Source organism: Terrimesophilobacter mesophilus (genome assembly GCF_014200375.1).
Taxonomy (GTDB): domain Bacteria; phylum Actinomycetota; class Actinomycetes; order Actinomycetales; family Microbacteriaceae; genus Terrimesophilobacter; species Terrimesophilobacter mesophilus.
In genome coordinates this window covers 288,695-300,550 of record NZ_JACHBP010000001.1, presented here as the reverse complement: position 1 = coordinate 300,550, position 11,856 = coordinate 288,695, and the positions used below count along the sequence as shown (strand labels likewise).

General features: G+C 65.7%; 11 protein-coding genes. 8 read left to right on the top strand and 3 right to left on the bottom strand.

What is annotated here, in order from left to right:
• The first annotated feature begins 10 nt into the window (after positions 1-10).
• Together BKA04_RS01440 and BKA04_RS01435 are read left to right on the top strand one after the other, a co-directional pair.
• Entirely contained in the window at positions 11-700 is a 690-nt protein-coding gene (locus BKA04_RS01440; RefSeq protein WP_104094823.1) for a lysophospholipid acyltransferase family protein, read from the top strand.
• Between the two features lie 135 nt (positions 701-835).
• Positions 836-2,206 (top strand): class II 3-deoxy-7-phosphoheptulonate synthase, encoded by a 1,371-nt coding sequence (locus tag BKA04_RS01435; RefSeq protein ID WP_104094822.1) that lies wholly within the window; start codon positions 836-838, stop codon positions 2,204-2,206.
• 9 nt (positions 2,207-2,215) lie between these two features.
• Here BKA04_RS01435 and pknB read toward each other — a convergent pair whose 3' ends face one another.
• Both pknB and BKA04_RS01425 read right to left on the bottom strand, forming a co-directional pair.
• Positions 2,216-4,162, bottom strand: coding sequence for a Stk1 family PASTA domain-containing Ser/Thr kinase (pknB, locus tag BKA04_RS01430; protein WP_232841925.1), 1,947 nt, complete (start codon positions 4,160-4,162; stop codon positions 2,216-2,218).
• Between the two features lie 70 nt (positions 4,163-4,232).
• Positions 4,233-5,612 (bottom strand): LysM peptidoglycan-binding domain-containing protein, encoded by a 1,380-nt coding sequence (locus tag BKA04_RS01425; RefSeq protein ID WP_232841924.1) that lies wholly within the window; start codon positions 5,610-5,612, stop codon positions 4,233-4,235.
• A gap of 141 nt (positions 5,613-5,753) precedes the next feature.
• On the opposite strand from BKA04_RS01425, the gene BKA04_RS01420 reads away from it, so the two are divergent.
• Positions 5,754-6,113, top strand: a complete 360-nt coding sequence (locus tag BKA04_RS01420; protein ID WP_174719805.1) for an Rv2175c family DNA-binding protein — start codon at positions 5,754-5,756, stop codon at positions 6,111-6,113.
• Positions 6,114-6,129: 16 nt separating this feature from the next.
• On the opposite strand, the gene BKA04_RS01415 is transcribed toward BKA04_RS01420, so the two are convergent.
• Complete coding sequence (locus BKA04_RS01415; RefSeq protein ID WP_104094821.1) at positions 6,130-7,248, bottom strand: polyprenyl synthetase family protein; 1,119 nt, start codon at positions 7,246-7,248, stop codon at positions 6,130-6,132.
• A gap of 77 nt (positions 7,249-7,325) precedes the next feature.
• Here BKA04_RS01415 and BKA04_RS01410 point away from each other — a divergent pair, with 77 nt between their 5' ends.
• The 5 genes from BKA04_RS01410 (at position 7,326) to BKA04_RS01390 (ending at position 11,843) form a co-directional block, all read left to right on the top strand.
• Positions 7,326-7,700: a DUF3040 domain-containing protein gene (locus tag BKA04_RS01410; RefSeq protein WP_104094820.1), complete on the top strand. Its 375-nt coding sequence runs from the start codon at positions 7,326-7,328 to the stop codon at positions 7,698-7,700.
• Positions 7,701-7,942: 242 nt separating this feature from the next.
• Positions 7,943-8,374 carry a division/cell wall cluster transcriptional repressor MraZ gene (gene mraZ / locus BKA04_RS01405; RefSeq protein ID WP_104094819.1) on the top strand — a complete coding sequence of 144 codons (432 nt, stop codon included), beginning with the start codon at positions 7,943-7,945 and terminating at the stop codon, positions 8,372-8,374.
• A 104-nt stretch (positions 8,375-8,478) separates the two neighbouring features.
• Positions 8,479-9,462 carry a 16S rRNA (cytosine(1402)-N(4))-methyltransferase RsmH gene (rsmH, locus tag BKA04_RS01400; RefSeq protein ID WP_104094818.1) on the top strand — a complete coding sequence of 328 codons (984 nt, stop codon included), beginning with the start codon at positions 8,479-8,481 and terminating at the stop codon, positions 9,460-9,462.
• A complete protein-coding gene (ftsL, locus tag BKA04_RS01395; RefSeq protein ID WP_104094817.1) occupies positions 9,459-10,046 on the top strand; it encodes a cell division protein FtsL in 588 nt (195 codons plus the stop codon). Before rsmH ends, ftsL begins: the two co-directional genes overlap by 4 nt.
• A gap of 42 nt (positions 10,047-10,088) precedes the next feature.
• Positions 10,089-11,843 (top strand): peptidoglycan D,D-transpeptidase FtsI family protein, encoded by a 1,755-nt coding sequence (locus tag BKA04_RS01390; protein ID WP_232841923.1) that lies wholly within the window; start codon positions 10,089-10,091, stop codon positions 11,841-11,843.
• Positions 11,844-11,856 lie beyond the last annotated feature (13 nt).

Genomic DNA, 11,856 nt, shown 5'->3' with positions numbered 1-11,856 from the left:
AAGGTCTCGGATGTTCTACTGGTTCATGAAGAACCTGATCGCCGGACCGATCCTGCGCACCGCTTTCCGGCCGTGGGTGACGGGGGCCGAGAACATCCCGCGCACGGGCGGCGTGATCCTCGCGAGCAATCACCTGTCCTTCATCGACTCCGTGTTCCTTCCGCTCGTGATCGAGCGTCGCGTGACGTTCCTGGCCAAGAGCGACTACTACACGGCCAGGGGCATCAAGGGCTGGGCGATCAAGAACTTCCTCAAGGCCGCGGGGATGCTTCCCATCGACCGTTCGGGCGGCAAGGCTTCGGAGGCGAGCCTGCGCACCGGCCTTGGCGTGCTCGGCCGCGGTGAGGTGCTCGGTATCTATCCGGAAGGGACGAGGAGTCCCGACGGGAAACTGTATCGGGGTCGCACCGGGGTCGCCCGGATGGTCCTCGAAGGGGGAGTTCCCGTGGTCCCGGTCGCCATGATCGACACCGAGAAGGTCATGCCGATCGGTCGTCGGCTCCCGAAGGTGGGACGGATCGGAGTCGTCATCGGTCAACCGCTCGACTTCTCCCGGTTCGAGGGCATGGAGAGCGACCGTTTCATCCTGCGGTCGATCACCGACGAGATCATGTACGAGCTCAGTCACCTGAGCGACCAGGAGTACGTCGACGTCTATGCGAGCACAGTGAAGGAACAGTCCGGCAGTCGGAGTCGGTAGTTCCGACGCAGGGCTCGGTCTCCCGATAGGCTGGGAACCCCGGCAGGTCCGGGTGCCGCTGCACCGCTGCAGCATTTCCTCCGCCTCGCGCGTTCCGTTCACGATCGCGCCGACGACCCACTCAAGGAGCATCCAGTGGTCGATCCGTCCGAACCAGTCGTCCTTGCCGAACCGGCAGTGATCGACGGGCTCGACTATTGGCGCTCCCTCCCGATCGCGCAGCAACCGGCCTGGCCCTCAAGCGAGGCGGTATCCGCGGCGTCTCAGGAGTTGTCGTCGCTGCCGCCCCTCGTCTTCGCCGGCGAGGTGGACATCCTGCGCACCCGGCTCGCGAGCGCCGCACGCGGCGAGGCGTTCCTCCTGCAGGGCGGAGACTGCGCAGAGACGTTCGCGGCGGCGACAGCGGACCAGATTCGGGATCGGGTCAAGACCATCCTTCAGATGGCGGTCGTGCTCACCTATGGCGCGTCGATGCCGGTCATCAAGATGGGCCGGATGGCAGGCCAGTTCGCGAAGCCCCGTTCGAGCGAGACCGAAACCCGCGGCGACGTCACGCTTCCCGCCTACCGCGGCGACGTCGTGAACGGTTACGACTTCACCCCGGAGTCCCGCACGGCAGACCCTGCGCGGCTCGTACGCGGCTACCATACGGCGGCCAGCACCCTCAATCTGATCCGCGCCTTCACGCAGGGCGGATTCGCCGACCTGCGCCAGGTGCACAGCTGGAACCAGGGCTTCGCGCGAAACCCAGCCAACGTGCGGTACGAGCACATGGCACGCGAAATCGATCGAGCGATCAAGTTCATGATGGCGTGCGGGGCGGACTTCGAAGCGCTCAAGCGCACCGAGTTCTACACCTCCCACGAAGCGCTGCTCATGGACTACGAGCGTCCATTGACCCGGATCGATTCGCGCACCGGAACGCCCTACGACACGTCGGCGCACTTCGTCTGGGTGGGGGAGCGCACGAGGCAACCGGATGGCGCCCACATCGACTTCCTGTCCCGTGTGCGAAACCCCCTCGGCGTGAAGCTCGGCCCCTCGGCGACGCCCGCGCAGGTTCTGGAGCTCATCGAGCGCCTGGATCCGGATCGCGAACCCGGGCGGCTGACATTCATCACGCGAATGGGTGCCAGCCTCATCCGGGACACGTTGCCGCCGTTGCTCGAGGCCGTCTCGGCGAGCGGTGCGACACCGCTGTGGGTGAGCGACCCGATGCACGGAAACGGATTGACCACCCCCACGGGCTACAAGACGCGGAGATTCGACGATGTGGTGGACGAGGTGAAGGGCTTCTTCGAAGCCCACCGCGCCGTCGGCACGCACCCCGGAGGCATCCACATCGAGCTGACAGGCGACGACGTGACCGAATGCCTCGGCGGATCGGAGCAGATCGACGAGTCGGCTCTCGCCATGCGCTACGAATCGCTGTGCGACCCGCGGCTCAACCACATGCAGTCGCTCGAACTCGCCTTCCTCGTCGCGGAGGAACTGGGGGCGCGCTGACTAGCCCGCTCAAAAGCCTTTGAACTCGACGTGGATGGTCGATCCCTTGTCGACGGTCGCGCCGGCCCGGGGGTCGGTCTTGCGAACTTCCACGGCGGAGGGCAGGAGATCCGCCCGTGCGTCATAGTCGAGCTTGAACCCCGCATCGAGCAGCGTCTTCTTCGCCTCGTACCAGCTCAATCCGACGACATCTGGCACCGGAACCTGCTCGACACCGTCGGACACGATGAGCTGCAACTCCGTGCCCTTGGTCACGACGGTCCCCTCCGGCAGCGGCTTGTACCCGATGACGTCGCCCTCGGGAACGTCATCGCTCCAGTCATGGAGCTTGTCCGAGCGCGAGCCCACGAGATCCTTGTCTGACAGCGCCTTCTGGGCCTCCGCGACCGACATTCCCCGAACATCGGGAATCGGACCGAGTGACACGGTCAGGGTGATGGGCTGACCGTCCCAGTACTCGGTGACAGTCGAGAGGTCCAGCTCCTTGCCGGTGCGATCGACACCGTAGACCGCGAGGACGATCCCCGCCGCCTGGCCGGAATCGAACTGGTACTGCGTCTCCTGGAGGTCGAAATGGGGTTCGAGCGCCGCGCGGGCCGCATCCTCCGTACCGCCGACGACGGGAGGCATGGCGAGCGGCTCCGGCCCCTTGGAGACGATGATCGTCACGGTGCCACCGTGAGCGACACTGGATCCGATCTTCGGATCGGTTCCCACGACCTTGCCCTCGGGGACGGTCGTGGTGAATTCCCCCTTCGTCTCCTTCGACACCGTGAGGTCGCTCTTCAGGAGAATGGCCGTCGCCGCCGCGACATCCTTCCCTGCGACGTCCGGGATCGAGACCTTGGAGCCAGGGCCGGTTCCGAAATACCATCCCGTCGCGCCGGCGAGAGCGACGAGGATGAGGATGAGCGCGAAGAGCCAGCGGCTCCTGGAGTGCCGGCGATCGGCCAGGGTGGAGAGGGTCGCCGCACTGTCCGATGCGATCGGGCCCGTGCGCTGCCGTACGCGAGTCCCGAGCACCTGGGTCTCGGTCTCCGCCGCCCGCGGCGCCGCAGACGGCATGACCATCGTCTGCATGGTTGCCGGCGTCGGTGCCGGCTTCTGGCCGCCCTCGAGGATGTGCCGCGTCTCGTGGAGCTGCTCGAGCATAGCCCTGGCATCGCGCGGCCGCTGCTCGGGATCCCTCGCGGTCGCCCAGAGAACGAGCTCGTCAAGTTCGGCAGGGACCCTGGGGTTCTTGCTGCTGGGCGTCGGCACGGTGTCGTTCGCGTGCTGCTGCGCGATCTGGAATGGCTGCTCGCCCTTATAGGGCTGCTCACCCGCGAGCATCTCGTAGAGCATGATGCCCACCGCGTAGATGTCGCTGCGTGCGTCGGCGACGCCTCGCGTCACGAGCTCGGGGGACAGGTACGCGATGGTTCCAAGGAGCGCATTCCCGGTCGCCGTCTGCGCTGTGGCAGCTCGAGCCAGCCCGAAGTCGCTGATCTTGATCCGGCCATCGTCGGCGAGGAGCACATTCTCCGGCTTCAGGTCCCGGTGGACGATACCGTTCCGATGGGCTGCGGCGAGCCCGGACAGGATCGCGTCCATGATGTCCATGGCCTGGTCGGTCGTGAGCACCGGATGCTCGTGGAGCAGCTCGCGCAGCGTGATGCCGGGCAGGTACTCCATCACCAGGTACGCGGTGTCGGCATCCTGACCCTGGTCGTAGACGTTCACGACATTGGGGTGGGCGAGGCGGGCGGCCGATCGCGCCTCCTGGATGAAGCGGGCCTTGTACTGCGTGTCGTCGGCGAGGTGGCCGTGCATGACCTTGATCGCGACCCGTCGTTCGAGTCGGAGGTCGGTGGCGAGGTAGACGGTCGCCATTCCGCCGCGGGCGATGCGTGAGCGCACCTGGTAGCGGCCGTCGATGAGACGGCCGACCATGGGGTCGGTGGTGTTGGAGCTCACCGCAGAAGTCTAAGTATGGGAACCATCGTGAACCCGTCAAAACACCGAGAACGGCGGCTTTGCCAGCCGATCAGGAGAGTTGCGCAAGCCACGCGCGAGCGGATTTCTCCCACTTCGCGTAGGCGTCCGGGTACGCGGATCGCTGCACTGCCTGGGCTGCCTGGGTGACCGTCATCGACTGCCAGCCTGAGATGTCCAGGAGACCACGCGTGTTCCCCTTGTTGGGGTTCATCGGCCCCCCGAAGAACAGTCTGCTCGCGTACACGGTGTCCGTGACCTGCGCCGGAGTGCCCCATCCGGTGCTCGGGCGCTGCTGGAAGAGCCCGAGCGAGTCGCGGTCTCCGTAGTCGAGGTTGCGCAGGCTGGACTCCTGCATCGCAGCGGAAAGGGCGATGACGAGACCGTAGTCGCTCACACCGAGCGACTTGCCCACCGCGATGATGGTGCGCGCATTCGTGGCCATCTCGCTCGTCAGTACGGTCGTCGTTCCGCCGACGGATGCCGGAGCCGACGCGGTTCCCGGGATGACGATCGTGCGACCTGCGTAGATGATGCTCGAGATCGTGAGGCCGTTGGCGGTCAGGATCGCCTGCACGGTCACACCGAACCTCTCGGCGATTGCCGTGACGGTGTCTCCGGACTTGATGACGTAGCGGATGTCCTGCGGTGCGGGTGCGGTGTCGATGGGAGTCACATCGACGACGGGGTCGATGTCGACGACTGGAGGCGTCGGTGCCGGGTTCGAGGGTGCTGGGTTCGACGGCGCGGAGGCGGCCTTGCCCGGGATCCTGACCTTCTGGCCAGGGTAGATGATCGTCGACCAGCCGAGATTGTTCGCGGTGAGGATCGATTGCGTCGAGACGCCGAACCTGGCTGCGATCCCGCTGATCGTGTCGCCGCGCGCGATCGTGTACGTCCGAGTCGCCGTGGGGGCGGTGGTTGAGGATGCGGGCGGAGCGGACTTCGGCGGCGCCGGAGTCGAGGTCTTCGCATTCGTGAGTTTCAGGACCTGCCCAGGGAAGATGATCGACTTCCATCCGAGTCCATTGAGGGCGAGAACCGAGGCCGTTGCGAGGCCATAGCGCGTGGCGATTCCGCTGACCGTGTCGCCCGCCTTGACGCGGTAGGTTGCCGGCGCGCTGGCCGCGATCGCGAGATTGCCCGACGCGCCGACGGCTTGCGCGTCACCCGCGGCTCGTTCGTTGGCGGCCGCGTGCATGGCCTCGGCTACGGCCTTCCGGAGCTGTGCGGTCGAGTCCTGAGGCTTGTCGACGCGCTTGACGGTCGACGTGTCGATCGGACCGGTGAGGTTGAGGCTCATGGCCATCGATCCGACGAGAAGGATGGGCAGCGTCTGGAACGCCCCGTGGGCGATCTTGTTCGCCGGTTTCGGCGCCGCGTCGGCGCCGCGCGGGTTGGCGCCGCCAGTGCGCGCAAAGAACTCAGTCATGTGATTCCCCAGTCTGACTCCTCCAAAGTGGCACAGAAATATATCTGTGTCAATCAGTGTGACGAAAGTGAATAGAGTGAACTCGACGGAAAACCACCGTGTCGTGACGTTCTTGTCCGGCAGTTCTGGCAGTCTTTAACCGTGGCTTCGTCGTCAACCTCAACCCCCGGTGCGGACATCCGCTGGCTCACCGTGCCCGATCTCGTCGAACTGCTCGGGGTCGGTGTCAGCCGGGTCCGTCGGCTCATCGAAGACCGCTCGCTGCTCGCGACGAGGGTCGACGGCGTGTGGCAGGTGCCGGAGTTGTTCATTCGCGACGGTGAGCCGCTTCCCGAACTCAAAGGCACGCTCATCGTGCTGGGCGACAGCGGCTACTCGGACGAAGAGTCCATGACATGGCTGCTGAACGTCGAGGAGAGCCTCGGGGTGTCGCCGATCGATGCGTTGCGCGACGGTCGCAAGTCCGAGGTTCGACGGGTCGCCCAGGCGCTCGGCTTCTGAAGCCGGTCGACACTCCTCAAGCCGTGCGGCGGATCACGCTGTCGATCAGTTTCTCTAGCTCCGCGCGCACGCTCGGGCCCAGGGACACCTGTTGGAGAGCCCGCGTAGCCCGCTCGACCTGGTTCCGGATGATCGACTCGACCTCGTCGACCGCGCCGCTCTCCCGCAGCGTGTCCTGAAGGATCCTGACTTGGACGTCGGTGAGGTCAGGATCTCCGAGCATCTCATCCACGAATCGCACGGCGTGCGCGGGAAGGCTCGCCCGCGCGAGAGCCACGAGCACCGTCCGCTTGCCTTCGCGGAGGTCGTCGCCGGAGGGCTTCCCGGTGACGGAAGAATCCCCGAACACCCCGAGAAGGTCATCGCGAAGCTGGAAGGCGATCCCGAGAGGCAGGCCGAAGGCCCTCAGGCCGGCCAGAAGCTCATCGCTCGCACCCCCGAGCGCAGCACCGATCACGAGTGGAGCCTCGACGCTGTACTTCGCCGATTTGTAGATGATGACCCTCTGGGCGCGACCGAGCTGCTCGCTCTCGGGATGAGATTGCCAGGACTGTTCGTCGAGGACATCCAGGTACTGGCCCATCATGACCTCGCTGCGCATGCGCGTGAACTCACGTCTGGCCGCTCGCCGTGCGGTGGCGGACGGCGTCGACTCGAGGGCCTCATCGAATGCGTCGGAACTCCAGGCGAGGAGGAGATCGCCGAGCAGGATGGCGGCCGATCGGCCGAAGGTCTCGGAGGACCCGCTCCATCCGTTGCGCTCGTGGTCGGTCTCGAATCTCCGGTGGACGGAGTCGCCGCCACGGCGGGTGTCGGAGTTGTCGATGATGTCGTCGTGGACGAGCGCGGCGGCGTGGAACACCTCGAGTGCGGTCGCCGCCCTCACGACGGTGTCGAGCGAACGGTCGTCGGCGCCCGTCAGGAGGTCGCCGGCTCCTTCCGCCGCGCCGGTGGCTCGCCAGCCCCAGTAACAGAAGAGCGCACGGAAACGCTTGCCGCCGCGAAGGAGGTCTCGCGCGTATTCGATGAAGGGGGAGAGTCCGCTGTCGATTGCTGCGAGTTCGGGGTCGCGATCGTCGAGGAAGTCATCGATCCCCTCCTGGACGAGGTCGACTAACCGGGTACTCTCAGGCACGCTTATAGCCTAGCCAGCGCGGTGCGCATACAATGTTGTCTAAGACAGCGTGGATCTCGTGCCTGAAGGGAGTGACCATGCCGCTATCCGAGCAGGAACAGCGACTCCTGGAAGAGATGGAGCGCAGTCTGTATCACAACGATGCAGACTTCGTCGCGACCGTCGGCAGCCACGATTCGCGTCCGAACTATCGTTGGATCGTCATCGGGATCCTCATCGGCATCGTGGGATTCGCGGGCATCATCACGGGTGTCGCCACGAGGATTCCGATCATCGGGGTCGTCGGGTTCGTCGTGCTCTTCGCCGGGGTCCTTCTCGCGCTTCGTCGCTCCAAGGCTCCCGTCTCCTCCTCGACCTCCGAACCGAGCGGTTCGTCGACGCGGCAGAAGGCCGGTTTCATGGATCGGATGAACGATCGCTGGGATCGCCGCCAGGACGAGCGAGGGCAGTAGTCCCCGGAAACGGAACCAGTCAGGGCAGGTCGGCGGAAACGCCGGCCTTTTTCTTTACCCGGATGAGCTCGATTGTGGATCATTTCCCTCCACCACTCTCCACCGCCTCTCGCCCTGTATCTATAGGCCATTAGTCGATCCCAAAATGAAATTTGATGCAAAGTTGATTGTTTTGTGGTGGCAAGTGGAGTAAAGTGGAGGTTACCTGAATCCGGGCCGGAGAACGAGGGGGAGGACCGCGGATGTTTCTGGGTACCTACGCCCCCAAGCTCGACGACAAGGGGCGCATCATCCTCCCCGCGAAGTTCTGGGACGAGCTCGAAGCCGGCATCGTCGTCACGCGCGGCCAGGAGCGGTGCCTGTTCGTCTACAGCACGCGCGAATTCGAGGAGCTGCACGAGCGGATTCGCCAAGCCCCGGTCACGAGCAAGAAGTCCCGTGACTACCTGCGGCTCTTCCTCTCCGGTGCGCACTCCGAGGTGCCGGACAAGCAGCACCGCGTGACGATCCCCGCACTGCTGCGCGGATACGCGGGACTCGACCGCGAACTCACTGTCATCGGCGCAGGCAACCACGCCGAGATCTGGGACACCGAGGCATGGAACACCTACTACTCCGAACAGGAAGACAGCTTCTCCGAGATCACGGAGGAGGTGATCCCCGGCCTCTTCTAGCGCCTTGCTTCCGACTCCCCGCCGAGTTGCGATCCTGACACACTTCCCCAGTGCCAGGCCCGATGCGGAGGGGAATCGGAACCAAGGGGCCGGGTCGCATCCTCATGGAACACACCAACGACATCCCCGATGCACCAGACCTTTCGAGCATCCACGTGCCCGTCATGTTGGAGCGCACTCTCGAGCTGCTCGCCCCTGCCCTCGAGCGACCGGATGCAGTGCTCGTCGACGCGACACTCGGCATGGGGGGCCACGCACTGGCCGTCCTCGATCGCTTTCCGGGCCTCGAGCTGGTCGGCATCGATCGGGATCAGGATGCGCTCGGCATCGCAGCGGCCAGGCTCGCCCGGTTCGCCGATCGCATCCACCTCGTGCATGCCGTCTACGACGACATCGAGACGGTCCTCGACGGGCTCGGACTCCGCGACGTCGCAGGGATCCTGTTCGACCTCGGGGTGTCGTCGCTGCAGCTGGATCGGACCGAGCGCGGATTCTCCTACTCGAAGGACGCACCGCTCGACATGCGGATGGACGCGAGCACGCCCGTCACCGCCGAGCAGATTCTCGCCGAATACAGCGAGTCGGAGCTCCGCCGAATCTTCACGAAGTACGGGGAGGAGAAGCTCGCCGGCCGGTACGCGAAGCACATCGTCGCCGCCCGTGAGCAGAACCGCCTGGTGACATCCGCCCAGCTCGTTGCGCTCCTCGACTCGGCCACGCCGGCCGCTGTCCGCAGGGCGGGGCATCCGGCGAAGCGGGTTTTCCAGGCGCTGCGGATCGAAGTCAACCGGGAACTCGCCGTTCTCGAACGCGCGATCCCCTCCGCCATCGATCGGCTGTCCGTCGGCGGCCGCATCGTCGTGCTCTCCTACCAGTCCCTCGAAGACCGGATCGTGAAGCACGCGCTCGCCGAGGGTGCGACATCGACGGCGCCGCGCGGGCTTCCGGTCGAACTTCCCGAGCACCGACCCGTCCTGAAGCTTCTGGTGCGCGGTGCAGAGCGCGCAACCGACGAAGACATCTCCACGAATCCACGCTCCGCCCCGGTGCGCCTCCGTGCGGCGGAACGCATCAGGAGGGCCGCATGAGCGCGGTCGCGGCCAGCACTGCACGCCCGGAACGAAGAGAGGACGCGGGGCCCCGCCGTCGACTCGACGTCGTGTCGACTCGCGAGCAGAAGCGCTCCAGGCCGAAAGCGGTCTACGCCCTCGTCACGGTCGGCGGCCTCTTCGCGATCCTCGTGGCGCAGCTCCTGCTGAGCATCGTGGTCTCCGATGGCGCCTACCAGATCTCGTCGCTTCAGCAGCAGCAGAGGGAGCTCGCTCGGGACGAGCAGTCGCTCACGGAGCAGCTTCACGTGCTGGAGTCCCCGCAGCACCTCGCGGCCAACGCGCAGGCGCTCGGCATGGTGACGAATTCGAGCATGGCATACCTGCGGCTGTCGGATGGAAAGGTCCTCGGCAAGCCCGTGGCCGCGACGGCGAGCAGCGGCATCCGCCACGGCAAGGACGGCAGCCCCCTCATTCCGAATGAACTTCTCAACGGCGTCGCACTGACGCCGGTCAGCGCGGTCGTGGATACGGATGCCGCCGCTGGCGCGCCTGGGACACCGGACGCGCCCGGATCGGTAGCCTCTGACGGTGCAGGACTGCCGTCGCCGAACACGCGGTAGCGGCGGCCGACGAGACCACAGGACAGTCGAGAGCCCGAGACAGTGAACCACCAGCGCAGCACCAGAAGACGACTCGCGATCGCGGTCGTTCTCACGTTCGCGATGGTCGCCGTCTTCGTCGTGCGGCTCGTGGACATCCAGGTGGTCCGCGCTGCGGATTTCAACGCGGAGTCGCTCAACAAGCGCGCCATCGAGCTGACCGTTTCCGCGCCGCGCGGGGAGATCGTCGACGAGAACGGTGTCGTGCTCGCCGACAGCGTGACGCGTTACGACATCACCGCATCCCCCCGGAACGCCTTGCCGTTCAAGCGGACTGAGAAGGATGGCTCGACGCGGGAGATCTCGGTCTTCGACGCCGTCAGCGAGATCGCCGCGCTCACCGGCACGAAGGCCGATGACCTGCTGCTGGATGTGACCTCCGATCCCGCTTCCGACTGGACCATGCTCGTGAAGGCGGTCGATACCGACACGTTCCGCGCGATCCGCGACCTGAAGATCCCGTGGATCTACCCGCAGCCACGACCGCACCGCACGTATCCGCTGGGTTCCGTCGCCGGGAACCTCGTCGGGTTCGTCGGCACCGACGGCCCGCAGAACGGCCTCGAGGCCACGAGCAACTCGTGCCTCGCGAGCACAGACGGAACCTCGACGTATGAGCGGGGTGCGGATGGTGTGCGCATCCCCGGCAGCACCGTCACGACGAAGGAGGCCGTGCCGGGAGGGACGCTCCAGCTGACGATCGACAGCGACCTGCAGTGGTATGTGCAGCAAGCGATCGCGGAGCAGGCCATCTCCATCGGTGCGGAGTCGGCGATGGCGGGAGTCGTCCGCGTCAAGGACGGCCACATCATGGCGCTCGCGGACTACCCCTCTGTCGACCCGAACAACGTGAATGGGACGAAGACCGCGTTCCTCGGCTCGCGCGCGTTCGCCTACAGTTTCGAGCCGGGATCGATCATGAAGGCCGTCACGGCATCCATGCTCATCAATGAGGGGGTCGCGTCACCAACCACGCGCGTGACTGTCCCGGAGTTCTGGGTGACCCCCGACGGTGCGAGGATCCGGGACGCGACGTACCACGGACCCATGCACTGGACCCTCACTGGTGTGCTCGAGCAGTCGTCCAACGTCGGCATGTCCATGCTCGGTTCGCGCCTGCCCGGGAGCGTTCGCTACGACTACCTCAGGAAGTACGGCTTCGGCGACACGACCCCGATCCACTTCCAGGGGGAGGCGGACGGCATCCTCGCCAAACACTGGAACACCCAGCAGAACTACGACACGACCTACGGACAGGGAGTGTCCGTCACGCTCGTCCAGATGTTGAGCGCGTTCCAGGGGATCGCGAACGGTGGGATGCGGCTTCCTCTCACGCTCGTCGAAGGCTGCACGAAGCCCGACGGAACTGTGGTCGACCTCCCGTCGACGCAGGGCACGCGCGTCGTGTCGGAGAAGGCTGCGACCACGACCGTCAAGGCGCTGGAGAGCGTCGTGACGGGCGGTTGGCTCTCCTCGGAACTGAGCATCCCCGGCTATCGCATCGCCGCGAAGACCGGAACGGCCGAGGTGGCCCTTCCGACGGGCGGGTACGGCAACGACTACATCGTGTCCGTTGCGGGCATCGCCCCCGCGGACAATCCCCAATACGTTGTTATTGTGACTTATGTGAAGCCGAAGATCATGAAGACGTCGGCGGCGGCCGCCCCAACGTTCCACAAGATCATGGCGCAAGTGCTCAAGACCTATCGGGTGCCGCCGTCGAAGAAGTCGGGCCCCGGCTATCCCACAACCTGGTGAGAAAGAGAACGCT